The organism is Mesorhizobium sp. WSM4313, assembly GCF_002294725.1.
GTDB lineage: Bacteria > Pseudomonadota > Alphaproteobacteria > Rhizobiales > Rhizobiaceae > Mesorhizobium.
On record NZ_NSFT01000014.1, the window covers coordinates 2,501 to 26,903 of the forward strand.

The window sequence follows — 24,403 nt, forward strand, 5'->3', positions numbered from 1 at the left end:
GTCGCAAGGGACGCTCAATCCCTTGCATATGATGGGTTTGCCTAACCGCGCCCTCGAACCGATCTCGAGAAGCTGGTCTTTTTGTGCCAATTCCATTGAAGCAAGTCCCGCACAGGATTTTGCTCAGGCGACGATCTCTTCGAGATCGCGCTTAGCTAATCCCGCAAGGGATTTGGCTTGAACGACAATCCCTTCGGGGATTGCGTGATGGGTATTGGCAATGAGAACGATCAAGTGTCTTAAGGGCAATTGGTGGATGCCTTGGCATGCACAGGCGATGAAGGACGTGATACGCTGCGATAAGCTACGGGGAGGTGCGAATACCCTTTGATCCGTAGATTTCCGAATGGGGAAACCCACCTAAGGTACTTGGAAAATCAGAGCAGCAGGGATGCGACGATCCTTCGGATCGCGCCGTCTTGCTGCTGTGGTTTCCAAGTATCGCTAATAGGTAACTTATCCTGAATACATAGGGATAAAGTGGCGAACGCGGGGAACTGAAACATCTAAGTACCCGTAGGAAAGGACATCAACCGAGACTCCGGAAGTAGTGGCGAGCGAACCCGGACCAGGCCAGTGGCGATTGAGAGACAAGCGGAACCTTCTGGAAAGTAGGGCCATAGCGGGTGACAGCCCCGTACGCGTAATGCGATCAATCGTCCTCGAGTAAGGCGGGACACGTGAAATCCTGTCTGAAATTGGGAGGACCACCTTCCAAGCCTAAGTACTCGTGCATGACCGATAGCGAACTAGTACCGTGAGGGAAAGGTGAAAAGCACCCCGACAAGGGGAGTGAAAGAGTACCTGAAACCGATTGCCTACAAACAGTGGGAGCCCGCAAGGGTGACCACGTACCTTTTGTATAATGGGTCAGCGACTTAGTGTGACGAGCAAGCTTAAACCGGTAGGTGTAGGCGCAGCGAAAGCGAGTCTGAACAGGGCGTTCAGTTCGTCGCATTAGACCCGAAACCGAGTGATCTAGCCATGAGCAGGTTGAAGGTAAGGTAACACTTACTGGAGGACCGAACCCATAACTGTTGCAATAGTTCGGGATGACTTGTGGCTAGGGGTGAAAGGCCAATCAAACTCGGAAATAGCTGGTTCTCCGCGAAATCTATTTAGGTAGAGCGTCGACCGAATACCCCAGGGGGTAGAGCACTGGATGGGCTAGGGGTCCTCACCGGATTACCAAACCTAACCAAACTCCGAATACCTGGGAGTACTAGTCGGCAGACACACGGCGGGTGCTAACGTCCGTCGTGAAAAGGGAAACAACCCTGACCTACAGCTAAGGTCCCCAAGTTATGGCTAAGTGGGAAAGGATGTGAGGATCCCAAAACAACCAGGATGTTGGCTTAGAAGCAGCCATCATTTAAAGAAAGCGTAACAGCTCACTGGTCTAAATAAGGGTCTTTGCGCCGAAAATGTAACGGGGCTAAAGCCATACACCGAAGCTTAGGGTTCGTGAGCAATCACGAGCGGTAGCGGAGCGTTCTGTAAGCTGATGAAGCCGTACCCGTGAGGGGCGGTGGAGGTATCAGAAGTGCGAATGCTGACATGAGTAACGTAAGGGGAGTGAGAGACTCCCCCGCCGAAAGACCAAGGGTTCCTGCTTAAAGTTAATCTGAGCAGGGTTAGCCGGCCCCTAAGACGAGGCGGAAACGCGTAGTCGATGGGAACCACGTTAATATTCGTGGGCCTGGAGGTAGTGACGGATCACACAAGTTGTCCAATCTTATCGGATTGAAAGGGCAGCGGAGTGGTTCCAGGAAATAGCTCCTCCTTATAGACCGTACCCGAAACCGACACTGGTGGTCAGGTAGAGTATACCAAGGCGCTTGAGAGAACTATGCTGAAGGAACTCGGCAAATTGCACGCGTAACTTCGGAAGAAGCGTGACCCTTTTCTGCGCAAGCAGAGGAGGGTGGCACAGACCAGGGGGTAGCGACTGTTTATCAAAAACACAGGGCTCTGCGAAGCCGCAAGGCGACGTATAGGGTCTGACGCCTGCCCGGTGCTGGAAGGTTAAGAGGAGGGGTGCAAGCTCTGAATCGAAGCCCCAGTAAACGGCGGCCGTAACTATAACGGTCCTAAGGTAGCGAAATTCCTTGTCGGGTAAGTTCCGACCTGCACGAATGGCGTAACGACTTCCCCGCTGTCTCCAGCATAGACTCAGTGAAATTGAATTCCCCGTGAAGATGCGGGGTTCCTGCGGTTAGACGGAAAGACCCCGTGCACCTTTACTATAGCTTTACATTGGCATTCGTAGTGGCATGTGTAGGATAGGTGGTAGGCTTTGAAGCCTGGGCGCCAGCTCAGGTGGAGCCACCCTTGAAATACCACCCTTATCACTATGGATGTCTAACCGCGGCCCGTTATCCGGGTCCGGGACAATGTATGGTGGGTAGTTTGACTGGGGCGGTCGCCTCCTAAAGAGTAACGGAGGCGCGCGATGGTGGGCTCAGAACGGTCGGAAATCGTTCGCTGAGTGCAATGGCATAAGCCTGCCTGACTGCGAGACTGACAAGTCGAGCAGAGACGAAAGTCGGTCATAGTGATCCGGTGGTCCCGCGTGGAAGGGCCATCGCTCAACGGATAAAAGGTACGCCGGGGATAACAGGCTGATGACCCCCAAGAGTCCATATCGACGGGGTTGTTTGGCACCTCGATGTCGACTCATCGCATCCTGGGGCTGGAGCAGGTCCCAAGGGTATGGCTGTTCGCCATTTAAAGCGGTACGTGAGTTGGGTTCAGAACGTCGTGAGACAGTTCGGTCCCTATCTGCCGTGGGTGTAGGAATATTGAAAGGATCTGTCCCTAGTACGAGAGGACCGGGATGGACGGATCTCTGGTGGACCTGTTGTGGCGCCAGCCGCATTGCAGGGTAGCTATATCCGGACGGGATAACCGCTGAAGGCATCTAAGCGGGAAACCCACCTTGAAACGAGTATTCCCTGAGAACCGTGGAAGACGACCACGTTGATAGGCCGGGTGTGGAAGAGCGGCAACGCTTGAAGCTTACCGGTACTAATAGTTCGATAGGCTTGATCGTTCTCATTACTTATATCCATCTAGGCGCAATCCGAAGGATTGTCGCCGGCACAGAAAACAGCTTCTCGATTTGAACGTGCGTTTTGCCGACCTGGTGGTTATGGCGGAGCGGCTGCACCCGATCCCATTCCGAACTCGGCCGTGAAACGCTCCAGCGCTGATGGTACTTCGTCTCAAGACGCGGGAGAGTAGGTCGCTGCCAGGTCTGCAAAGCGCATGTTCACCTCACTTCCAGATCCACAGGATCCGGATGAAGACAATCTTCTCTCTACGATCTTAAGGCCCGCCAAACGGGAGCCTGGGCCGCGCAAGCGGCCCTTTCATTTGGCGGCTCTTGAATCAGGTAAGATCAAACTTACCTCCAAGGACGCAAGCAAACGCTTGCTCGTGGTCGCAAGCAAACGCTTGCTCGTAATCGCAAGCAAACGCTTGCTCGTAGTTGACGCGGGGTGGAGCAGCCCGGTAGCTCGTCAGGCTCATAACCTGAAGGTCACAGGTTCAAATCCTGTCCCCGCAACCAAACAAAAAACGGCCCGCTCCTCGCGGGCCGTTTTTTGTATTCGGCTGGGGTGGCATGGGGGCCGGCTGTTCATCCTTGCTCGCCGGATCGGGCAGTATCGCCTTGCGCCAATTCCTCCAAATAAGCACGCAGCGACCGCGGCTCCCGGCCCAAGATCGCACGTAGCGTCAGTGGGTTGCCGAGCAGGCCGTGGCGATCGTAGTGATCGAACATCGCCCGCAAGCCGGGAGGAACATCGCCGAGCACATCGGGATCGCGGCGCTCCCTAACTTCATGGCCCAGCACATCGCTCATCAGCGCAGCGACATCGAGGCGGTTAAGTTGCCCAGGTGCGCAGAGCTCGAACGTTCCAAAAAGCAGCCGCTCTTCGGTCAGGGCTATCGCGGCGACCTCGGCGACATCGCGATAGTCGACCAGCGAAAAGCGTGTCCCGGACGACCAGGGCTCCGCAAGCACGCCCTCTTTCACGACTTTGGGCCAGAATGCCGCGTAGTTCTGGAAGTAGCGCGCCGGATGGAGGAACGTATATTCCAGGCCGGAGTTGAGAACCGCCTCCTCGACCGGCGCTTTGGCGACATGATTGACGAGGTCCGAAAGCACCGGATGGATCACGGCCGAGAACACGAACCGGCGCACACCGGCGTCGATAGTGGCCTCCACGACTTTCTTTCCCACATCAGCCTCGGCGGGAATGAAGGCTGGGGCGATATAGAAGACGGCGCCCACATCCTTGAGCGCCCCATCCAAAGCTGCACGATCGCGCAGATCGCCGATGGCAACCTCGGTTGCGCCGTGACGGCGTACCAGTTCAGCCTGCTCAGGCTTGCGGACGAAGGCACGGACGCGCGCACCCCGAGCGGCAAGGGCGGGAATGACGCTGCCCGCAAAATTTCCCGCTGCACCGAAGGCGAGAATCATCATGATCATGTTCCTGTGCGTTTCGTGACGACCACGGATCTGTCCGGGCACCAGTGGCCCTCGACCCAATCTGGTTCCCGCGACCGGGATGTCACCTCCCCGCCGGCATATTTTTCGGGTAAGGCTTCAACAGGCCGCATAAGATGAGTTGGCGCGAAGGCGCGCCGCGTTCGAATGGTTTCGTGTTTCGTCGCAAACCCATTTGTGGGTAGACTCGCCCCGGCTTTTTGCTGACGTGCATTAACGTCCGAAATCCCCGCAAGTATTCGCCCTTGGCGATCTCGAATGAACGCAACCAAACTGACGGAGACAAAGATGCGGCAAGCGCTGATCGTATGGGGCGGCTGGGAAGGGCATGAACCCGAAGCCGGGGCGCGCGTCGTCAAGGCGATGCTCGAGGAAGAAGGCTTTGCCGTGCGCGTCGAAAACACGACAGCGGTGTTCGCCGATCCGGCGATCACCGATCTCAGCCTGATCGTGCCGATCTATACCATGTCCAAGCTTACCAAGGCCGAAGAGGCGAACCTGACCGAGGCGGTCGAAAACGGCGTCGGCCTCGGCGGCTATCATGGCGGCATGGGCGACGCTTTTCGCGAATCAACGAACTACCAGTTCATGTGCGGCGGCCAATGGGTCGCGCATCCCGGGAACATCATCGATTATCAAGTGAACGTGGTGCGGCGTGACGACCCGATCATGCAGGGGATCGAGGATTTCCCCTACCGCTCCGAGCAGTATTACATGCATGTCGATCCATCCAACGAGGTGCTGGCGACCACCACTTTTTCTGGCGACCACGCGCCGTGGATCGACGGCGTCGTCATGCCGGTGGTGTGGAAGCGCCAGCACGGCAAGGGGCGCGTGTTTTATTCCTCGCTCGGTCACGTGGCCTCGGAGTTCGAGGTCCCGCAGATGCGCACCATCCTGCGCCGAGGGCTGGCGTGGGCGGCGCGCTGAGCGACCGGCTCAAGGTCGGCTAAACACTTTCGAGATAGGTCTCGATCTCGAAGTCGCTGACGTTGAGCGCGAAGGTGTTCAGCTCCTGGCGCTTGCAGGCGACGAAGGCGTCGCGCAGCACGTCCGGGAAGATTTCGGCGACACGCTGGCCCGCCTCGAAGGCGGCGATCGCCGAGGCCCAATCCGGCGGCAGCTTGGCGAGCGTCAGCCCCTGGCCTTCGCCGCCGGTCGGCTCACCGGGCGAGAGCTGGCGCTCGATGCCGATCAAGGCCGCGCCGAGAATCGCCGCCAGCACCAGATAGGGATTGGCGTCGGCGCCGGAGACGCGGTGCTCGATGCGGCGTGCGGCCGACGGGCCGCCCGGAATGCGAATCGCCACCATGCGGTTTTCATAACCCCAGGCGACGGCCGTCGGCGCATAGGATCGCGGCCGCAGCCGGCGGTAGGAATTGAAATGCGGCGCGAACACCAGCGTGCTTTGCGCCATCGCGGCGAGCAGGCCGCCGACAGCATGACGCATGGTGTCCGAGCCCTGGTCCGAGCCGTCATCGAAGATGTTGCGACCGTCCTTGTCGAGGACGCTGAAATGGACGTGGAAACCATTGCCGGCTCGCTCGCCATAAGGCTTGGCCATGAAGCAGGCAGCGAAGCCATGCTTGCGCGCGATGCCCTTGACGGTGCGCTTGAAGAGCACAGCGTCGTCCGCAGCGCGCAGGGCGTCGGGCACATGGTTGAGATTGATCTCGAACTGGCCGACGCCGTTCTCGGCAATCGCGGTGTCGACCGGAATGTCCTGCATGCGGCAGGCTTCGTAGATATCGTGGATGAAGGCTTCGAAATCGTCGACCTCATCGATCGAGAGCGCCGCGTCGGAATCGAGGCGCCGCCCGGTTACCGGCGAGACCGGTCCGACAGGCCGCTGCGACGTCGGGTCGACGAGGTAGAATTCGAGTTCGGTCGCGGTGACAGGCGTCAGGCCGAGGGCGGCGTAGCGGTCGAGGATGCGGGCCAGCGCGCGGCGCGGGTCGCCAAGATAGGGGGCGCCGCTGTCATCCGCCAACCAGACCGGCAACAGCGCCGTCGGATGCGCCGTCCAGTTGACGGGCAATATGCCGCGCCCCGTCCAATGGCAAAGCCCGTCGGCGTCGCCGGTCGAGAACACCTGGGCGTTGCCTTCGATGTCCTCGCCCCATATGTCGAGCCCGATGGCCGAGTAGGGCATGCGCAGCTTGCCTTCGAGCGCCTTACGCGCCTGCTCGACCGGAATGCGCTTGCCGCGCATGATACCGTTCAGGTCGCACACCGCCGCCCGCAGGCTCTGGATGTCCTTCCTGCTGTCCAGCCACTTCAAAACATCCGCAATCGCATCGCTCAATTTCCAGCCCCTGTTTTTCTGGGTGCTGTAGCCCTGTCGGCTACGATATCCAATTTTCGGCTTGTGAGTTCGTGAAGGCCAGCACGGCTGATGCCGAGCGATTTTCCTTCATGTTTTCAAATCATTAGCCGGGATATCGGGAGGCATTTCAGGTCCACATTGTGCGATCTGCGATCGCAACATAGCGGCCCGATCGGCGAAAGCCAAGCCGGATTCGGAGGCCCGCCTGGCTGTCAGTGGCGCAGTTCCGGAAATTTCACATGGCCGAGGATGTGGGCCGCGCCCTCGGCGATATCGCGCACGATCGCGGCCCGCGCCCTTTCGCCGTCATGAGCCTCGATCGCCGCCACGACCTCCTCGTGATAGTCGATGCCGAGAATGCCGGCCAGGTCATCCTCGAAACCGATGTGCAGATTTCGCAGGAATGGGCCGACCTGCATCCATACCGTCTCGATCAGAAAGATCATCTGCTCGTTGCCGCAATGGCGGTAGATCGAGAATTTGAAGTCATAGTTCTTGCGCAGATAGTTTTCGATCCCGCCGCCGCGGGCGGCTTCGGTAAGTTCGGCGCAGTGGCGCCGGATCGCGCGCAGATTGTTGCCGTTGATGAGTTTTGTCGCGAGCTCGGTGGCCGTGCCTTCCAGGACCGTGCGCACGGCGGTCAGTTGCTGGAAGCGGTCGGCGGAAATCAGCGGCACCTCGACGCTGCCGTTCGGCATCGGGCTCAGTGCCCTCAGCGCCTGCAGCCGCATGAAGGCGCTGCGCACTGGCATGTCGCTGGTGCCGAGCTCCTTGGCGAGCTTGCGCGAGGTCAGCTTCTGGCCAGGCCGGAGCTGGCCCGACATCAGCGCCCGCACCAGTTCCAGATAGACTTTTTCATGCAGCGGAACGGTATCGACAGCGGTCAGTCCGAATTGCGATTTGTCGGCCATTGGCGATGCGCTGCTTGATGGGTCCTGAAACTTGTTTCGTCACGTCCGACGCGGGAATAGCTGGTCGCCGCCGGGATACCTGGCCGGTCGTTCGGCCGCACGATAGACGGTCAACGCGAACCGCCGCAAGGGCGACTGGGGTCGCTATCCAATCCGAGCGTCGATGATCTCGACGAAGCGCGCGAACAGGCCGGCCTGCGATTTGATCTTCAGCTTGCGGTAGACGTTGCGGCGGTGGACCTTGACGGTCCCCGGCACGATGCGCAGCGCCCTGGCGATCGATTCCGTGGAGTGGCCCTGAAGCACCAGGTCGACGACCTGCTTTTCGCGCGAGGTCAAGGACAGGCTCTTCCAGATATGCGCCCGGTCGAGCTCGTTGGTCGGCGCGACGGTTTCGCCGGAGGGCCGGGCCACAACCTCTTCGGCAGGCAAAGCGGGCCAGCGCTGCCTGCAGAAGCCGATCACCGCCGGCGCCATGTCGCGCAGCAGCCTGGCATCCGCCGTTCCGAACGGCCCAGTGGCGCGCAGCCGCATCAGCGACAGCACCAGCGCGTCCTTGCCGGCCAGCGGCACGAAGAAGCCGACCTCCTCGGCAAGTTTGGTCTGGCTGTAATAGGAGCGGTAGTATTCGCTGGCATAGAAGCGGTCCGGCGCGAGCTCGCGCATGCGCCAGAAACCCTCCTTGCGCTCGACCGCGGCGTGGTGGAACGGGTCGAGCAGATAGGGCCCCTCCTGGTAGAGCGCGACAAAGATGTGGCTCTCCGCCGGCGAGAAGGTCTCGAACAGGAGCGGTGGCCGTGCGGCACCCCGATAGCCGAAGATCACGCAGTGATCGAAACGGACATGTCCGCTGAGCCAGCCGACGATCGCCTTGCCGAAATGATCGCCGCCGGTCTCGCGCGACGCGGCGATCACGGCGGCCAAGGCGTTGTAGTCGTCACTGCGGGAGGTAGCCAATCCATACCCCTCTAAACGATAAAATCGGCTAAATATACCACCTGCGAGGTATATACCAGGTGCATTGCCTCTGCTAGCGTCAAGGCATTGCCTCACGCTGTCGCTGGAGCCTTGGCTTGACTGCAGTGCCCGATATCGAATTTCGCGCGGTCACAAAGCGCTACGGCGCCATCACCGCGGTCAGCGGCATCGACCTTGCCATCCCGCCTTCGGCTTTCGTCGCGCTGCTCGGGCCTTCCGGCTGCGGCAAGACGACCTGCCTGCGCATGATCGGCGGCTTCGAGCAGCCGAGCGAGGGCCAGGTGCTGATCCGCGGCCGCGACATGGCCGGAACGCCGGCCTACCGGCGCCCGGTGAACATGGTGTTCCAGCAATATGCGCTGTTCCCGCATCTCGATGTCGAGGAGAACATCTCCTACGGGCTGCGCCAGGCAAGGCCGCGCCTGTCGTCGCGCGAGATCGCCTTAAGGGCAGGCGAGGCGCTTTCGATGGTGCAGCTCGCCGGCTACGGGCGCCGCAAGGTCCACGAGCTTTCCGGCGGCCAGCAGCAGCGCGTGGCGCTCGCCCGCGCGCTGGTCAACAAGCCGGCGGTGCTGTTGCTCGACGAGCCGCTGGCGGCGCTCGACAAGAAGCTGCGCACCGACATGCAGATCGAGCTGCAGAACCTGCAGCGCGAGATCGGCATCACCTTCGTGCTGGTCACCCACGACCAGGAGGAAGCACTGTCGATGAGCGACTTCGTCTGCGTCATGAATGGCGGCCGCGTCGTCCAACTCGGGCAGCCGAGCGAGATCTATGACGAGCCGGCCGACCTGTTCGTGGCCGACTTCGTCGGCAAGACCAATCTTCTCAGCGGCAAGGTGGCCGGACTCTCGGGTGACCTCGTCGATGTCGCGCTCGCCGATGGCACGGTGATTTCGGCGCGCAAGCGGGTGCCGCTCGGCCGCGGCGAAGCCGTCTCCGTCAGCCTGCGGCCGGAATCGCTCAGCCTTTCGGCGCCTGGGGGCGGTGCCTTGAAAGGCATCGTGCGCAATCGGATCTTCCTGGGCTCGACAGCCGAATACGCCATCGAAGTCCAGGGCATCGGATCGCTGCTCGCCAAGGCCGATCACGTGATCGGCCAAGGCAATCTGTTCAAGCCGGGCGAACCCGTCGCCATCGGCTTTGCCGCCGGAGCGCCGCTGGCGTTTCCGCACGCCAACAATAACGGGACAAACCAGAGGGAAGACCAACATGCCGAAATCCTATCGTGACGGACTGCCGATAACCCCCGATAAATTCGTCGACCAGTTGATGCGTTTGAAGCGCGGCTCGATCAGCCGGCGCGACTTCCTCGGCCTCACCGGGCTCGGTGTCGCCACCGCCGTGATGGCGCGTGAGCTCGGTATCATGCCGACACCCGCCTTCGCCGCCGAGAACCTCGGCGACCGCATGTCGATCGCCACCTGGCCGAACTACCACGACCCGCAGACCTTCGAGAACTTCAAGGCGGAGACCGGCGTCGCCGTCGAGGTCAATGTCTTCGGCTCGAACGAGGAGATGCTGGCCAAGCTGCAGGCCGGCGGCTCGGGCTGGAGCCTGTTCGTGCCCACCAACTACACCATCTCGACCTACAAGAAGCTCGGCATCATCGAGGCGCTCGACATGGCCAAGCTCGGCAATTTCGACGGCAAGTCGGAAGATGCGCGCTTCACGGCGGAAGGCACGATCGACGGCACGATCTACGCCGTGCCGAAGAACTGGGGCACGACCGGTTTTGCCGTCAACATCAAGAAGCTCGCCAAGCCGATGTCGAGTTGGAAGGAGTTCTGGGACACGGCCATGGCGGAAGGCGATGGCCGCGCCATGGTGCATGACTATCAGCTCACCACGATCGGCAATGCGCTGAAATATTACGGCTATTCGTTCAACTCGCTGAAGCAGGACGAGCTGGCCAAGGCCGAGGAACTGCTGCTGAAGGTCAAGCCGCATCTGTTCGCGGTGTCGAGCGACTACCAGCCGGGAATGCGCGCCGGCGATGCCTGGATGACGATGTGCTGGACCAATGACGGCGCGCAGCTGCATCGCGATATTCCCGAGATCGCCTATGTGCTGGGCAAGGAGGGCGGCGAGATCTGGACCGACTTCTACGCCATCCCGAAGGACGCGCCGAACAAGCCGGCCGGCTATGCGCTGCTCAACTACCTGATGAACCCGAAGGTGGCGGTGAAGGAGCATCTGGCCAATGGCGCCCCCTCGACCGACGCGCGCGTCAACGCGCTGCTGCCAAAGGAAGTGCTCGACAACCCGATCCTCTATCCGGCGGCCGACCTGTTGAAACCGCTCGAATTCGGCGCCGCCGCGACGCTCACCGATCCGGGCCGCGCCGAGCTGATGGCGCGCTTCAAGTCGGCTTGAGCGGGACCGGCAACAAACCAGAACCAGACAATGCGACCGGCGGACGAAAGTCCGCCGACTCCCAACCGGCTTTCCCGATGCGCCGCAGTCTCTTTCGCAAAAACCTCGTGACGGCGCTGCTGCTCGCCCCGGCGACGCTGTGGCTAGTCGTATTCCTGGTGTTGCCCTTCGTCGCCATCGCCATCTTCAGTGTCGGCGAGCGGGCGCCGGAGGGCGGCTACCAGGCCGCGCTGACCTTGGCGCAATACGCCAACCTGCCGGCACGGGCGACGGCCTTCTGGAACACGATGGTGCTGGCGCCGGCCGGCGCGCTTGCCTGCCTGCTCGTCGCCTATCCGGTCGCCTATTATCTGGCGCTGCGCGCGCCGCAGCGCTGGCGGCTGATCCTGCTTGCGCTGATCGTCATCCCGTTCTGGACCAGCCTTCTGATGCGCACCTATGCCTGGATGTATATCCTTGGCGGGCGCGGCATCCCGGCTTTGCTCGCCTATGTCGGCATCGAGGATCTGAGGCTGATCAACACGCCGGGCGCGGTGCTGCTCGGCATCGTCTACGGCTACCTGCCGCTGATGATCCTGCCCATCTATGTCAGCCTGGAGCGGCTCGACCGGCGCCTGCTGGAGGCCTCCGCCGACCTTGGCGCGACACCGCTGTCGACTTTCCTCGGCGTGACGCTCCGGCTATCGCTGCCCGGCGTGATGACCGGCTTCTCGCTGGTGATGATCCTGCTGCTAGGCGAATATCTGATCCCGACGCTGCTCGGCGGCGGCAAGGTGTTCTTCATCGGCAACGCGCTGGTCGATCTCTTCCTGCAATCACGCAACTGGCCATTCGGATCGGCCATCGCCATCACGCTGGTGCTGGTCTCGGTCGTGGTGCTGATCGTCGCCAATCGCATCTCGACCCGGCTTTCGGGCGCACGCCGGGTGGACCTGATCTGATGCGCGCCTTCGTCGTTGCCGTTTTTGCGTTCCTCTATCTGCCGATCGCGCTGGTCGTGCTGTTCTCCTTCAATGCCGGCCACCATGCCAGCGAGTTCACCGGCTTCTCCGTACAATGGTACGGCAAGGCGCTGTCCAATCCCTTCCTGGTCGAGGCGCTGAAGAACAGCCTGTTCATCGCCACGACGAGCGCGCTGCTCGCGGCTTTCTGCGGCACCGCCGCGGCGCTCGGACTGCAGCGCGTCGGCGCGCGGACGCGGGCGCTCTTCGACGCGCTGCTGGGCGCGGCCATCGTCGTTCCCGGCGTCGTCATCGGCATCTCGACGCTGGTGGCGCTGGTGCAGCTCTTCGCCGTCGTCAATCCGTTCCTCGCTTCGCTGTGGCCGACCGACCAGCCGCCGCGGCTTTCGCTCGGCTATGGGTCGATCATCGCCGCGCACGGCTTGTTTTCGATGGCGCTGGTGACGATGATCGTCGGCACGCGGCTTGCGAGCCTCGACCGCAACCTGGTCGAGGCCTCGAGCGATCTCTACGCCACGCCGCTGACGACATTCCGCTCGATCGTGCTGCCGCAGATCATGCCGGCGGTGATCGCGGGCTTCCTGCTCGCCTTCACCTTCTCCTTCGACGACTTCATCATCGCCTTCTTCGTCGCCGGCGCGCAGACGACGCTGCCGATCTACGTCTTCGCCTCGATCCGGCGTGGCGTGACGCCGGAGATCAATGCCATCGCCACGATCGTGCTCTGCGCGTCGGTCCTGCTCGTGCTGCTAGCGCAATGGCAGCTCGGCCGACGGAAGCCATCGCCTTGAGAGACCAATCCATGATCCTGAAAGACCGTATCGCCGTGGTGACGGGCGCCGGGTCGGGCATCGGCCGCGCCGGCGCGATGATCATGGCCAGGGAAGGGGCGCATGTGGTCATTGCCGACCGCGATCCGGCGGCCGGCGAAGCCACCGCTTCCGACATCCGCGAAACTGGCGGCCGGGCCGAGGCGGTCACCACCGATGTCGGCGACGATACGGCCGTCGAAGGCCTCATCGAGGGAACGCTCGGCAGGCACGGCCGGATCGACATCCTGCACAGCCATGCCGGCATCCAGGTCGGCGGCACGCTGACGGAAGTGGGCACTGACGGGATGGACGCCTCTTGGCGCATTAATGTGCGGGCGCAATTCCTGGCGGCCAAGACCGTCATGCCGGCGATGATCGCGCAAGGAGGCGGCGTCATCCTCAATACCGCATCCAATTCCGGCGTGTTCTACGACCGCGAGATGATCGCCTATGCCACCTCCAAGCATGCCGTAGTGGCGATGACCAGGCAGATGTCGCTCGACTACGCCAAGCACAATGTGCGCATCAATGCGCTCTGCCCGGGCTGGGTCGACACGCCGTTCAACGCGCCGTTCATCGCCCAGATGGGCGGGCGCGACGCGATAGAAAACTACGTCCGCACCAAGATCCCGATGGGGCGCTGGGCGAGCGCGGAGGAGATCGCGGAGGCGATCCTGTTCCTCGTCTCCGATCGCTCGTCCTTCATGACCGGCCAGGCGCTGGTGGTTGATGGCGGCGAGAGTATCGGCTGAGGCGCGCCTGGCAAATCGCCTACCGGTCGTTGGGATTTCCGAATGCCGGATCGCGGCGCCGCGAGTAGGTGTCGATGCGCGGCAGATCGTCGGCGAATTCCAGCCAAGGCAGCCGAAGGCGCCAATAAGCGTGGGCGTGCGGCTTGAACCGCTCCGGATGATCGAAGAAGCCGATCGTGACATAGAGTTCGTCGCTCAGCCCTTCGTCGCGATACGTGATCGAGGTGCCGCATCTGTCGCAGAAGGTGCGAACGACACCTTTCGTCCTCGAGAAGCTCCGGGGTTGCCCGCGCGTGAAGCGGAACTGGTCCGGCCGGTAACCGACCCAGATGGTCAGCGGGCTGCCAATCGCGCGGCGGCAGTCGTCGTCGTGATCGAAGCAGATCCAGAACGGATCGCCCTGCATCTCGGCGGCAATCGCTCCGCAAAAACATGCGCCCGTGTCGCTCCTGCTTTCCATCTGATCGCTCCTGGTTGCTTCGGAAATCGTTCTGTCGGCATGCGGCGCATATGGGAACAGCACAAGCAGGTACCCGGTTCCCTCCGCCCGTTTGGGCCAGCAATGGGCAGCGGTTTCATAGGCGGGCTTGCGCGGCGCGCGCTGATCGGCCAAACCATGCCAGGTTCTCGACAAGGCTTGTCATGCGAGCGGTAGAAAGGCTTTCCACCACCCGGCCGTTTCCAGTTGCGGCCGCAACGGCGCGCGCTTTGGCGGAGCGCCGCTGATCATGCGCTGCTGCCGCCACGAGAACCTGCAGCGCGCGGAGGAGACCAAGGTCGGCTCGCATGTCGTTCGCGACGGCTGGACCGAAGGGGTGCAGGGCGCGCTGACCCGGCCTTCGGCCGGTCAACAGGCGGGCGCCCGTCCTCGGATAACGCAGCTTAGATAACGCCCCTACCGGAACGGACATGCCCGCCGAAGCGATCTCTCCTTCGTATGGACATGACCAATGCCTGACAATCTGAACACCTCATTTCCCGGCGCGGACACGCAAAGCTGGCTGAAAACGCATGCGATCAACGAAGTCGAATGCTTCGTGCCGGACGTCAACGGCGTGCTGCGCGGCAAGACCTTGCCGGTCGCCAAATTCCTGAAGTCGCTCGACGACCGCGCGCTCTATCTGCCGAGCAGTGCCTTCCTGGTGGCGATCGACGGCCGCTATTCCGGCTCCATCGACGAAGGCTTTGCTTACCAGGATCCCGATATGCGCATGGTGCCGGACGTTTCGAGCCTGTGCCTTGCGCCCGGCAGCGCCGGCAAAGCCTATGTTTTCGCCGACACGTTCCACATGGACGACCGGCCCTGGATGGCCTCGCCGCGCCATGTGCTGAAAGCCGTGCTCGACCTTTATGAGCAGCGCGGCTGGCGTGCGGTGATGGCGCCGGAGCTCGAGTTTTATCTGACGGCGCCCAACCCCAACCCCGATCAGCCTTTGACCGCACCGGTTGGGCGCAACGGCCGGCCGGAAAGCGTGCAGCATCCTTACGACATGCAGGCGATGGAGGAATTCGAAACGGTGACGCGGCAGCTCTATGAGCATGCCGCCATCACCGGCTTGCCGGTGGAGACGCTGATCCACGAATCCGGCACGGCGCAGCTCGAGATCAATCTGCTGCATGGCGATCCGCTGACGGTCGCCGACCAGGTGCTTCTGTTCAAGCGCCTGGCGCGGCAGATCGCCCAGGCGAACGGCATGCATGCCACCTTCATGGCCAAGCCGATCGCGGCGCAGGCCGGCAGCGCCATGCACCTGCACATGTCGATCGTCGATCGGAAGGGCGAGCCCCTGTTTGCCGGCGGAGACGGCGAGGACAGCGAGATGTTCGCGCACTTCATCGGCGGCCTGCAGAAATATATCCCTGAAATCATGCCGCTGTTTGCGCCGCATGCGAATTCCTACCGGCGCATCCGGCCCGGCCACAGCGCGCCGGCCAATATCGAATGGTCGCACGACAACCGCTCCTGCGGCCTGCGCGTGCCGCTGGGCGGGCGCGCCGCGCGCCGCATCGAGAACCGGCTGCCGGGGGCAGACGCCAACCCCTATCTCGCCATGGCCGGCTCGCTGATCGCCGGCTATCTCGGCATCGAGGAGAAGCTTGCGCGTTCGGAGGAGTCCTTCGGCAACGCCTATAAGAGCAAGAGCACACTGCCAAAGACGATGGAGGAAGCGCTTGACCGTTTCGCCGCTTGCGAGCCCGTGCGGGCGCTGCTCGGCGAGGATTTCTTCCAAACCTATCTGCGCGTGAAGAGCGTCGAGCTCGACCTGTTCCAGAGCGTCGTGACGTCCTGGGAACGCGACCATCTGCTGCTCAAGGTGTGACCATGGCTTCGCGTTCGACAGGTTTCAATTCCGGTCTCGACATCGACAAGTCCTACTATGTTGCTACCGCCAATCCGGCGCCCGAGCATCCCGCGCTTGCCGGCGATGTCGAGGCCGATCTGGCAGTGGTTGGCGGCGGCTGCACGGGTCTGTCGGCGGCGCTGCATGCGGCCGAGCGTGGTCTTAAAGTGGTGCTGCTCGAAGGCGGCAAGATCGGCTGGGGCGCTTCGGGGCGCAATGGCGGCCAGATGATCCCCGGCCTGCGCAAGGGCGCCAGGGGCCTGGTCAAAAGCTTTGGGCCGGAACGGGCAAAGGCGCTGTTCGATCTGGCCTTCGAGGCGCGCGGGCTGGTGCTCGATATCATCGAGCGTCACCACATCGAATGCGACTTGCGCCAGACCGGCCATCTGGTCGGCGCGGTCAGCGCTTCGGATGTGCGCGATTTCGAGGAAGAGGCCGCATGCCTCGCCAAGGTGATGAACTTCACCGATGTCGAGATCCTGTCGGCGGCCGAGGCGCGGCGGATGGTCGACACACCTTATCACGGCGCGGTGTTCGAGCGGCTCGGCGGCCACATGCATCCGCTCAACTACACGCTGGGACTTGCCCGCGCGGCCGTCGCTGCAGGTGTCGTCATCCATGAGAACTCGGTGGCGGTGCGGCTGGAGCGCGAGCCTTCCATCCGGGTGTTCACCGACAAGGGCTCGGTCCGCGCCAGGCATGTGGTGTTGGCCGGCGATGCGCTGCTCAAGGGGTTGGAGCCGCGTGTCAACAGCCACATCATGCCGGTCGGCAATTACATCGTCGCCACCGAGCCTCTGGGCGAGCGCAATGTCATCCCCGCCAATGTCGCCGTCTCGGACACGCTGTTCGTCGTCAACTATTACCGGATGTCGGCGGACGGACGCCTACTGTTCGGCGGCGGCGAGCGCTACACGCCGTCGGCGCCGGCCGACATTGCCGGCTTCGTGCGGCCGCATATGGAGAAGACCTTTCCGCAGCTCAAGGGCTGCCGGATCGACCATGCTTGGGGCGGTCTGGTATCCATCACCACGTCGCGCCTGCCGCATGTCGGGAATTACGGCGAGGTCTATTTCGCGCATGGCTATTCCGGCAATGGCGTCATCCTGTCGACGCTGTCGGGCAAGCTCTTGGCGGAAGCGATCACGGGCGATGCCTCGCGGCTCGACCTGTTCTCGGCGCTGACGCCGCTGCCCTTCCCGGGCGGCACGGCGCTGCGCGGCCCGCTCTATGTGCTCGGCATGCTGTGGTATGCGATGCGCGATCGGTTGCGTCACTGACGCTGGTTTCCTTTCCCCGGCGTGGCTAATGTCTGGCGGCGCCGGGGACGAATCTTCGGTGTCATAGCTAGGGAAGAGCGATGAACATCGAGCCCGGCCGGCTGACCAAGAAGGAGCGCCACGAGTTGATCCTGTCGGAGGTGCGGCGCTCGGCATCGATCCGCATCTCGAAGCTTGCGCGCCGCATCGGCGTCGCCGGGGAGACCATCCGCCGCGACCTGATCGAGCTCGGCGAAGCCGGGCTCATCAACCGCACCTATGGCGGCGCCACCATTTCGCTGGTGACGTCGGAACCGGTGATCGCCGAACGCGGCCTCACAATGGTCGAGGAGCGGGCCCGTGTCGGACGAGGTGCGGCCGGACTGATCGAGAAAGGCAGTATCGTGATGATCGACGGCGGATCGACCACCTATGAAGTCGCGCGCAGCCTTTCGCAACACGGCCGGGACCTGACGATCATCACCAACTCCGTCGGCGTCGCCTCGGTGGCCGGCGCCAATCCGGGCTTCCGCGTCATCCTTTGCCCCGGCACCTATGACAGCCGCGAGGCGGCCGTACTTGGCGAGGACACAGTGGAATTCGTGCGCCGCTACAATGCCGACGTCGCCATCATCGGCGCCTCGGCGCTGAATGCCGAAGGGCCGAGCGACATGATCTCGGGCGCTGCGGCGGTGAAGCGCGCGATGATGGCACGGTCGCTGTCGACCATGCTGGTCGTGACCAACGACAAGTTCGGCCGCAGCGGCCTCGAACGCGTCTGCGCGCTGAGCGAGATTTCCGATGTCGTCACCGACAGCGAGCCGGCAGCCGAGATGCGCGCGGCGATCGACGAGGCAGGCGGCGAGCTGCACGTGTTTGCCGAGAGCTGAATAGGTTAAGCGTCGCGGTTTGTCAGCGCGATATGGCAGCAGCCGGAGCCATGACCCGGCGTCCAGGTGACATTGGAGAAGCGCACGCCGGTTGCCTCGAACAGACCGCGGTCGAAGGCGCCGGCGATGCGGCAGAGCGTGGCGAGTTTCTCCTCGCCGACGCCGGCCTCGATCCAGGCATCCTTCAGCGGGCAGCGCTTCACCTTGAAGGCGATGTGGCCAGGCCCGCGCTCGACATCGGTCGGATACATGCGCCCGCCATCCGGACTGACCGCCAGAAAGGCGTCGCCGATCGCCGGCGCATCATTGGGGCCGAAAGCGGCGAACGCCGCAGCCGCGACTTCCCGGCCGCGCTTCTCGATGGTGCGGATCATTAACGCCTCGGCTTTCTCGGCGCCAAGCTCGGCGGTCAGCTCGTCGAGGAAGAGACGATAGAGGTCGGCCCGGTTGCGGAAGGCGGAGTCGAGCTCGCGCGACAGTATTTCGGCTCTGGCTGCTTCGGGATCGGTCATGCTGTGTCCTGATTTTGTCGTTTGGCCATGATCTGTCCGCAAACCGGGTCCCACTTTGCGGGATCATGGTCGGTTCCTGGTCAATCTTGGCGTCGCCGCCACCAGCGCCTTGCCGATCGCCGATCGCGGGTTGGCGATGACGGCGCGGGCATCGCCGCTCTCGGCGATCCGGCCGGCGTCGAGGATGACGACGCGATGCGCCACGGCGCGGATGACGCCGAGATCATGCGAAATGAACAGATACGCGATCCGTTCCTGCCTTTGCAGGTCGAGCAGCAATTCCAGGATCTGGCCGCGCACCGAAACATCGAGCGCCGACACCGCCTCGTCGAGCACGATCAGCGTCGGCCGCGTCGCGATGGCGCGGGCGATCGCCACGCGCTGGCGCTGGCCGCCGGAAATCTCATGGATGGCACGAGCCGCGAGGCCGGCATCGAGGCCGACGCGCTCCAGCAGTGCCGCGATACGGCGCGGGCGCTCCGCACGTGGGGCAATGCCATGGATGCGCAACGGATCGTCAAGCACGCGCGCCACGGTGACGCGTGGATTGAAGGCTGCGAGCGGATCCTGGAACACCATCTGGATGCGGGCGCGGCGCGCGCGCAAAGCGGCGCCGGATAGCGCGAGGAAGTCCGCGCCTTCGAAGTCGACGCGGCCGGCATCGGGCTCGATCAGCCGCAAGACCAGCCTCGCGATCGTCGACTTGCCGCTGCCGGACGGGCCGGCGAGCGCCAGCGTTTCTGCACGGCCGATCTCGAACGACACGTCGTCGACCGCCGCGAAAGGCTTACCGCCACGGCGGTAGCGCTTGGCGAGACTGGAGACGGCAAGCACGGTCATGCCGAGGCGCCTTGCCGGTCAAGCAGCGGCTCGGCGTCGAGGCCGAGATGCGCATCGAGCAGGGCGCGCGTATAGGCATGGCGCGGCGCGTTGAGGATTTGATCGGTCTCGCCGAGTTCGACCAATTCGCCGTGGCGCAGCACCGCGACGCGATCGGCAAGCGTGGCGGCGAGCGCGATATCGTGGCTGATGAAAAGCAGCGTCATGCCGTCCTCGGCCACCAGCCGGCGGATCAGCGCGACGATCTCGGCCTGGACGATGGTGTCGAGCGCGCTGGTCGCTTCGTCGGCGATCAAGAGTTTGGGTCCAGCAGCGATGGCCGCAGCGATGGCCACGCGCTGCTTCTGGCCGCCGGACAGCTGGTGCGGGTAGACGTGGAGGACGGCTTCGGGGTCGGGAAGGCGGACGCGGTCGAGGACGGTTTTGGCTTGGGCGAAGGAGTCAGGCCAGCTGAGGCCGAGATGGGTGTGGACGACTTCGGCGATCTGCTTGCCGATTGGCATGACCGGATCGAGGCTGGAAGAGGGGTCCTGGAAGACGAAGCCGATGTCGCGGCCGAGGAGGGGATTATCGCGAGGATGAAAAGGTCGGCGCTCTACGGCGCCCCCCTCTGTCCTGCCGGACATCTCCCCCACTTGGGGGGAGATTGAGCTGTCGCGGCCGCTTTCGCCAATCGCCGGCGTTGCATGGGGAGAGCCGGCAGCGGAACTGCTGATCTCCCCCCTTGTGGGGGAGATGTCCGGCAGGACAGAGGGGGGCGCGAAGGAATGAGGCGATTGAAGGCTCGATTGTTTCCATCCGATCAAACCTTCAACCTTTGCACCCCTCGCCAACAACCCCGCAATCGCCAGCGCCAGCGTGCTCTTGCCCGAGCCGCTTTCGCCGATGATCGCCAGGCGCTCTCCGGTTTTCACATCCAGGCTGATGCCTTTCAGCGCCGGCGCCTCGGCCCTGTCGCGCCGACAGCCCACCGACAGATCGCGGACCGAAAGCAGCGCGGTCACGACAGGCTCCTGCGCACAGCGGTGCTTTCGACCACGCCTTCGCCGGCGAGGTAGACACCGAGCACCGTCAGCATCAGCGCGATACCGGGAACGACCGACAAAAACGGCGCGGTGCGCAGCACCGCGCGGCCTTCGGCGATCATGCCGCCCCAGGTGACGCGGTTGGGATCGCCCAGGCCAAGGAAGGAGAGCGCGGCCTCGGTGAGGATCGCGGCGGCCACGATCACCGAGGATAGCGCCAGCACCGGCGGCAGCGCGTTGGGCAGCACCTCGCGAAAAGCAATCTCCAGCGGATGCATGCCGATGACGCGGGCGCCGGCGACATAGTCGCGCTCACGGATCGACAGGACTTCCGCGCGCGCAACCCGCGCGGGCCCGGTCCAGGCGCCGAGCGCGATCGCGGCGACGACGACGCTGAGCGAAGGTCCGACGATGCTGACGAAGGCGAGCGCCAGCAGGAAGCTCGGCACGGTCTGGAAGGCATCGGTGATGCGCATCAGCACTTCGTCGATTAGGCCGCCGGCGAAGCCGGCCAAAGTGCCGATCACCGAGCCGATGAGGAGCGCCGCGGCGGCCGCCGCCAGTCCCACCGCCAGCGACGTGCGGGCACCATGGAACAGCTCGGCCAGCACGTCGCGGCCGAGCCGGTCGGTGCCGAGCGGCAGCGACCAGTCCTGGAACGGCGGCAGCAGCGTCGGTCCGGCGATGGCCTGCGGGTCGCCGGGAAACAGCAGCGGCGCCGCCAGCGCCATCACAATGAGCAAGGCCAGGATGATTGCGCCGGCGATTGCTTCCGGCGTGCGGAAGAAACGATGCAGGCGGTTCATGCGCTTGCCTCGCCGGCGCCGACGCGCGGATCGAGGACAGCGTAGGCGAGATCGACGAGAAGGTTGATGACGACGACCAGGACGGCGCTCACCAGGATGATGCCGAGCAGCAGCGGCGTGTCGCGCCCGGCGACGGCTTCCTGCGCCAGGCGGCCGAGGCCAGGCACGGCAAAGACGCTTTCGATGACGACGCTGCCGCCCAGCATCTGCGCCGATTGCAGGCCAAGCATGGTGACCAGCGGCAGGAGCGCATTGCGGGCAACATGGGCAAACACGATGCGGCGGCGGGGCAGGCCCCTGGCGCGGGCGGCGAGGATAAAGTCTTGCCGCCAGGCCTCGGCCATGCCGGCGCGCATCATGCGCAAATAAAGTGCCAGATAGATGAAGCCGAGCGCCGAGACCGGCAGCACGAGATGGATGGCAATGTCGGCGACGCGCGCCACTCCGGTTTTCCCGGCGGCGATGGTCTCGATGCCGCCGATCGGCAGCCAGCGCAAATCGACGGCGAAGATGACGATGAGCACCAGGCCGAGCCAGAAGCCGGGCACGGCATAAAGCGCCAGCGAGCCGATGGAGAGGAAGCGGTCGCGGACGCTGCCGGGTCTGGCGCCGGCATAGATGCCGAGCGCCGAGCCGAGGCCGAAGGAGAGCGCGGTGGCGCTGCCCATCAGGATCAGCGTGGTTGGCAGGCGCTCGAAGATGATTTCGCGGATCGGCCGCGAGAAGGTGACGGAATGGCCAAGGTCGAGATGCAGCAGCGCCCAGAGATAGTTGGCGAGGCGCGTCAGCTCCGACTGGTCGAGGCCCCAGCGGTGGCGCAGCAGTTCGATCATGCCGGCATCGCCGCCGGTCGAGACGATATAGGCGTCGACCGCGTCGCCGGGGGCGGCTTCGAGCAGCAGGAAGCTGCCGATGACGACGATGAGGAGCACGAAGACGCTGCCGACGACGCGGCGGCGCAGGAGGCGGAGGGCGCGGGTCATGGCGAAAGGACGCTGCTCGCAACCCTTCGAGATTGCGCTCTACGGCGCCCCCCTCTGTCCTGCCGGACATCTCCCCCTCTAGGGGGGAGATTTGCCGTCACATAGGCTTTCGCCAATTTTCGACGCCGCAGGAATGAGCGAGGCGCGAGAACTGCCAATCTCCCCCCTAGAGGGGGAGATGTCCGGCAGGACAGAGGGGGGCGCGAAGGAACTCTCATTCTCAAAGCTGAGCACCGCGGCAGGCAATCCGCAAGGAGATCAGCCGGCCAAATAAGTGTCCGCCCAGTTCGATACCGCCCAGCGCGGGTTGTTGGCGATGTTGCCGACCGTCTCGCGGGCGACGGAGATGAAGCTCCACTCGGCGACGTTGATCAGCGGCAAATCGGCCGCCACCTTCTTCTGAAACTCCTTGTAAAGCTCGGTTCGGGCCGCTGTATCCAGCGTCTCCGATGCTTTCGCGATCAGCGCGTCGAGCTCGGCGTTCTTGTAGCCGCCCTGGTTGGAGAAGGGCACGCCGTCGGGAATGCCGCTCTGCACCAGGATGGTGGTCGAGATTGCCGGGTCGCCGCGGAACACCGGCGGGCCGACGGCGAGGTCGAAGGCGTGGTCGGTGTAGACGGCCTTGATGTGCGCGGCGGAGTCGTTGTTGACGATCTCGGCGTCGATGCCGATCGCTGCGAGTGCCTGGCGCAGATAATCGCCGAACTGCTTCGTCTCGTTGAAGTAAGGCGCCGGCAGCAGCTTCAGCGCGAAGCGCTTGCCGTCGTCGGCGCGCTTGTAGCCGGCTTCGTCCAGCAGCGCATTGGCCTTGGCGATATCGAAGGGATAGGTCGGCACGTCGGCGGTGTAGAATTGCGGATCGTTCTTCGGCACCGGGCCGGTGGCGGTCGCGGCATAGCCAAGGAAGATCGTCTTGACGACGAAATCCTTGTCGATGGCATGCGCGATCGCCTGCCGCACTTTCAGATCGGCCAGCTCCTTGCGGCGGTGGTTGATCTCGACGACGAGCTGGTAGGTCAGCCCCTCATAGCCCTTGGTGATGACTTTCAGGCCTGGCACCTTGGAAATGCGGTCGAGGTCGGCGAGCGGCACGGCGGAGAAGGCGGCGAGCTGGATCTCTTCGGCTTCCAGCGCGGCCGCGGCCGAGGTGCGGTCCGGCAGCACCTGATAGACGATCTCGTCGAGATAGGGCTCGTCCTTGCCCCAATAGGCGTCGTTCCGGGTCAGCCGGTAATATTGCCCGGCCTTGTATTCGGCGAACTTGAACGGACCGGTGCCGACCGGCGCGTTGTTGGCCGGGTTTTCCTCGATCTTGCCCACCTCATAGAGGTGCTTCGGCACGACGCTCGACAGCGCCGGCAGCGCATTGCGGATCAGCTGGAACGGCGTCGGCTTGGCGAATTTGAAGATCGCGGTGAGATCGTCCGGGGTGTCGACGGCCTCCAGGTCCTTGAACACGGTGCGGCCGAGATTTTGCAGCGGCTTCCAGATCTGCAGCGCCGAGAAGGCGACGTCGGCGGAAGTGAAGGGCTTGCCGTCATGCCATTTGACGCCGTCGCGTAATTTGAAGGTCACCGACAGGCCGTCGGCAGCGCGTTCCCAGGAAAGCGCCAGCCGCGGCTGCAGCCCTTCCTTGCCGTCGAAGGCGGCTTCGGCCAGCGTCTCGACGATCTTGCTGGAGATGAAGAAGACGCCGTTGGAGGCGACGATCGCCGGGTTGAGGTTGCGCGGCTCGGAATCCGCGGCGACGATCAGCCGGCCGCCCTTCTTGGGCGTCTGCGCAAGGCCGATGGTCGGAAGCGCGGTGGAGGCCAGCAGCAGCGCCGAGCCGGCCAATAGGCCGCGGCGTGAAATCGTCAATTCGGACATCGCTCAAACTCCCCTCTTCGCGCCGTGGCAGGCGCGGCAATCCGGTGATTATGGCCCTTGGCAAAGGTTTCGCCAGAGACGGATTTGGCGCATCATGGCTTGGCTTTGAAATTTCCGTCCGCTGGACCAGCCAGCCGACGGAGGCTCTCATGCCCTTATCTGGTAGGACCAGATTACAGACAAGCGTGATCGGGATTTGGACGGAAACCGGCTTTGGCGGGAAAGTGATCAATTCTGGCTGGAC

The 24,403-nt window shown here is 63.4% G+C and carries 21 protein-coding genes, 1 tRNA gene and 2 rRNA genes; 13 read left to right on the forward strand and 11 right to left on the reverse strand.

All coding sequences use genetic code 11. The annotated features are described in order from the left end of the window. Positions 1-228 precede the first annotated feature (228 nt). The 3 genes from CK219_RS24385 to CK219_RS24395 all read left to right on the forward strand — a co-directional run bounded on the left by CK219_RS24385 (position 229) and on the right by CK219_RS24395 (position 3,571). A 23S ribosomal RNA gene (locus CK219_RS24385) occupies positions 229-3,052 on the forward strand. An 89-nt stretch (positions 3,053-3,141) separates the two neighbouring features. Continuing rightward, positions 3,142-3,256, forward strand: a 5S ribosomal RNA gene (gene rrf, locus CK219_RS24390). Between the two features lie 238 nt (positions 3,257-3,494). Then, positions 3,495-3,571: transfer RNA gene (locus CK219_RS24395), tRNA-Met, on the forward strand. A 69-nt stretch (positions 3,572-3,640) separates the two neighbouring features. On the opposite strand, the gene CK219_RS24400 is transcribed toward CK219_RS24395, so the two are convergent. After that, positions 3,641-4,492: an NmrA family NAD(P)-binding protein gene (locus CK219_RS24400; RefSeq protein WP_095769291.1), complete on the reverse strand. Its 852-nt coding sequence runs from the start codon at positions 4,490-4,492 to the stop codon at positions 3,641-3,643. 312 nt (positions 4,493-4,804) lie between these two features. Between CK219_RS24400 and CK219_RS24405 the strand changes: the two genes are divergently transcribed. Beyond that, entirely contained in the window at positions 4,805-5,446 is a 642-nt protein-coding gene (locus CK219_RS24405) for a ThuA domain-containing protein (protein ID WP_095769292.1), read from the forward strand. 19 nt (positions 5,447-5,465) lie between these two features. Here the strand turns inward: CK219_RS24405 and CK219_RS24410 are convergent, their stop codons facing one another. From CK219_RS24410 to CK219_RS24420, 3 genes are all read right to left on the reverse strand, one after another. Then, entirely contained in the window at positions 5,466-6,821 is a 1,356-nt protein-coding gene (locus CK219_RS24410) for a glutamine synthetase family protein (protein ID WP_095769178.1), read from the reverse strand. A 233-nt stretch (positions 6,822-7,054) separates the two neighbouring features. Then, on the reverse strand, positions 7,055-7,753 hold the full coding sequence (locus tag CK219_RS24415; RefSeq protein ID WP_095769179.1) for a GntR family transcriptional regulator: 699 nt from the start codon (positions 7,751-7,753) through the stop codon (positions 7,055-7,057). Between the two features lie 144 nt (positions 7,754-7,897). Then, a complete protein-coding gene (locus CK219_RS24420) occupies positions 7,898-8,710 on the reverse strand; it encodes a LuxR C-terminal-related transcriptional regulator (protein ID WP_095769180.1) in 813 nt (270 codons plus the stop codon). Positions 8,711-8,826: 116 nt separating this feature from the next. Between CK219_RS24420 and CK219_RS24425 the strand changes: the two genes are divergently transcribed. The 5 genes from CK219_RS24425 (at position 8,827) to CK219_RS24445 (ending at position 13,633) form a co-directional block, all read left to right on the forward strand. Next, entirely contained in the window at positions 8,827-9,963 is a 1,137-nt protein-coding gene (locus CK219_RS24425; protein WP_095769181.1) for an ABC transporter ATP-binding protein, read from the forward strand. After that, the gene (locus tag CK219_RS24430) at positions 9,944-11,107 is read left to right on the forward strand and encodes a spermidine/putrescine ABC transporter substrate-binding protein (RefSeq protein ID WP_095769182.1); all 1,164 of its coding nucleotides are present in this window, start codon (positions 9,944-9,946) and stop codon (positions 11,105-11,107) included. Before CK219_RS24425 ends, CK219_RS24430 begins: the two co-directional genes overlap by 20 nt. Before the next feature lie 77 nt (positions 11,108-11,184). Further along, positions 11,185-12,048 (forward strand): ABC transporter permease, encoded by an 864-nt coding sequence (locus CK219_RS24435; RefSeq protein ID WP_095769183.1) that lies wholly within the window; start codon positions 11,185-11,187, stop codon positions 12,046-12,048. Beyond that, positions 12,048-12,860, forward strand: coding sequence for an ABC transporter permease (locus tag CK219_RS24440; RefSeq protein ID WP_040987444.1), 813 nt, complete (start codon positions 12,048-12,050; stop codon positions 12,858-12,860). The genes CK219_RS24435 and CK219_RS24440 overlap by 1 nt, the downstream gene beginning before the upstream one ends. Positions 12,861-12,871: 11 nt before the next feature. Beyond that, complete coding sequence (locus CK219_RS24445) at positions 12,872-13,633, forward strand: glucose 1-dehydrogenase (RefSeq protein ID WP_095769184.1); 762 nt, start codon at positions 12,872-12,874, stop codon at positions 13,631-13,633. Between the two features lie 19 nt (positions 13,634-13,652). Here CK219_RS24445 and CK219_RS24450 read toward each other — a convergent pair whose 3' ends face one another. Beyond that, positions 13,653-14,093, reverse strand: a complete 441-nt coding sequence (locus CK219_RS24450; RefSeq protein ID WP_095769293.1) for a GFA family protein — start codon at positions 14,091-14,093, stop codon at positions 13,653-13,655. 268 nt (positions 14,094-14,361) lie between these two features. Between CK219_RS24450 and CK219_RS31830 the strand changes: the two genes are divergently transcribed. From CK219_RS31830 to CK219_RS24465, 4 genes are all read left to right on the forward strand, one after another. Continuing rightward, a complete protein-coding gene (locus tag CK219_RS31830) occupies positions 14,362-14,523 on the forward strand; it encodes a hypothetical protein (protein WP_176477134.1) in 162 nt (53 codons plus the stop codon). A gap of 60 nt (positions 14,524-14,583) precedes the next feature. Continuing rightward, positions 14,584-15,954: a glutamine synthetase family protein gene (locus CK219_RS24455; RefSeq protein WP_095769185.1), complete on the forward strand. Its 1,371-nt coding sequence runs from the start codon at positions 14,584-14,586 to the stop codon at positions 15,952-15,954. Positions 15,955-15,956: 2 nt separating this feature from the next. Continuing rightward, a complete protein-coding gene (locus CK219_RS24460; RefSeq protein ID WP_095769186.1) occupies positions 15,957-17,255 on the forward strand; it encodes an FAD-binding oxidoreductase in 1,299 nt (432 codons plus the stop codon). Between the two features lie 80 nt (positions 17,256-17,335). Continuing rightward, positions 17,336-18,124 (forward strand): DeoR/GlpR family DNA-binding transcription regulator, encoded by a 789-nt coding sequence (locus CK219_RS24465; protein WP_245340609.1) that lies wholly within the window; start codon positions 17,336-17,338, stop codon positions 18,122-18,124. A gap of 5 nt (positions 18,125-18,129) precedes the next feature. On the opposite strand, the gene CK219_RS24470 is transcribed toward CK219_RS24465, so the two are convergent. The 6 genes from CK219_RS24470 to CK219_RS24500 form a co-directional block, all read right to left on the reverse strand. Next, the gene (locus CK219_RS24470) at positions 18,130-18,636 is read right to left on the reverse strand and encodes an L-2-amino-thiazoline-4-carboxylic acid hydrolase (RefSeq protein WP_095769187.1); all 507 of its coding nucleotides are present in this window, start codon (positions 18,634-18,636) and stop codon (positions 18,130-18,132) included. A gap of 63 nt (positions 18,637-18,699) precedes the next feature. Continuing rightward, positions 18,700-19,476: an ATP-binding cassette domain-containing protein gene (locus CK219_RS24475; protein ID WP_095769188.1), complete on the reverse strand. Its 777-nt coding sequence runs from the start codon at positions 19,474-19,476 to the stop codon at positions 18,700-18,702. Beyond that, on the reverse strand, positions 19,473-20,480 hold the full coding sequence (locus CK219_RS24480; RefSeq protein WP_176477135.1) for an ABC transporter ATP-binding protein: 1,008 nt from the start codon (positions 20,478-20,480) through the stop codon (positions 19,473-19,475). Before CK219_RS24480 ends, CK219_RS24475 begins: the two co-directional genes overlap by 4 nt. Next, positions 20,477-21,307, reverse strand: coding sequence for an ABC transporter permease (locus CK219_RS24485; protein ID WP_095769189.1), 831 nt, complete (start codon positions 21,305-21,307; stop codon positions 20,477-20,479). Before CK219_RS24485 ends, CK219_RS24480 begins: the two co-directional genes overlap by 4 nt. After that, complete coding sequence (locus tag CK219_RS24490) at positions 21,304-22,290, reverse strand: ABC transporter permease (RefSeq protein ID WP_095769190.1); 987 nt, start codon at positions 22,288-22,290, stop codon at positions 21,304-21,306. The genes CK219_RS24485 and CK219_RS24490 overlap by 4 nt, the downstream gene beginning before the upstream one ends. A 258-nt stretch (positions 22,291-22,548) precedes the next feature. Beyond that, entirely contained in the window at positions 22,549-24,159 is a 1,611-nt protein-coding gene (locus CK219_RS24500; RefSeq protein WP_095769191.1) for an ABC transporter substrate-binding protein, read from the reverse strand. Positions 24,160-24,403 lie beyond the last annotated feature (244 nt).

Coding starts and splice junctions, on each gene's coding strand:
- CK219_RS24450 (WP_095769293.1), bottom strand. CDS start 14,093: ATGGAAAGCAGGAGCGACACGGGCGCATGTTTTTGCGGAGCGATTGCC.
- CK219_RS24465 (WP_245340609.1), top strand. CDS start 17,336: ATGAACATCGAGCCCGGCCGGCTGACCAAGAAGGAGCGCCACGAGTTG.
- CK219_RS24405 (WP_095769292.1), top strand. CDS start 4,805: ATGCGGCAAGCGCTGATCGTATGGGGCGGCTGGGAAGGGCATGAACCC.
- CK219_RS24470 (WP_095769187.1), bottom strand. CDS start 18,636: ATGACCGATCCCGAAGCAGCCAGAGCCGAAATACTGTCGCGCGAGCTC.
- CK219_RS31830 (WP_176477134.1), top strand. CDS start 14,362: ATGCGCTGCTGCCGCCACGAGAACCTGCAGCGCGCGGAGGAGACCAAG.
- CK219_RS24435 (WP_095769183.1), top strand. CDS start 11,185: ATGCGCCGCAGTCTCTTTCGCAAAAACCTCGTGACGGCGCTGCTGCTC.
- CK219_RS24475 (WP_095769188.1), bottom strand. CDS start 19,476: ATGACCGTGCTTGCCGTCTCCAGTCTCGCCAAGCGCTACCGCCGTGGC.
- CK219_RS24490 (WP_095769190.1), bottom strand. CDS start 22,290: ATGACCCGCGCCCTCCGCCTCCTGCGCCGCCGCGTCGTCGGCAGCGTC.
- CK219_RS24460 (WP_095769186.1), top strand. CDS start 15,957: ATGGCTTCGCGTTCGACAGGTTTCAATTCCGGTCTCGACATCGACAAG.
- CK219_RS24485 (WP_095769189.1), bottom strand. CDS start 21,307: ATGAACCGCCTGCATCGTTTCTTCCGCACGCCGGAAGCAATCGCCGGC.
- CK219_RS24400 (WP_095769291.1), bottom strand. CDS start 4,492: ATGATGATTCTCGCCTTCGGTGCAGCGGGAAATTTTGCGGGCAGCGTC.
- CK219_RS24445 (WP_095769184.1), top strand. CDS start 12,872: ATGATCCTGAAAGACCGTATCGCCGTGGTGACGGGCGCCGGGTCGGGC.
- CK219_RS24455 (WP_095769185.1), top strand. CDS start 14,584: ATGCCTGACAATCTGAACACCTCATTTCCCGGCGCGGACACGCAAAGC.
- CK219_RS24440 (WP_040987444.1), top strand. CDS start 12,048: ATGCGCGCCTTCGTCGTTGCCGTTTTTGCGTTCCTCTATCTGCCGATC.
- CK219_RS24415 (WP_095769179.1), bottom strand. CDS start 7,753: ATGGCCGACAAATCGCAATTCGGACTGACCGCTGTCGATACCGTTCCG.
- CK219_RS24500 (WP_095769191.1), bottom strand. CDS start 24,159: ATGTCCGAATTGACGATTTCACGCCGCGGCCTATTGGCCGGCTCGGCG.
- CK219_RS24430 (WP_095769182.1), top strand. CDS start 9,944: ATGCCGAAATCCTATCGTGACGGACTGCCGATAACCCCCGATAAATTC.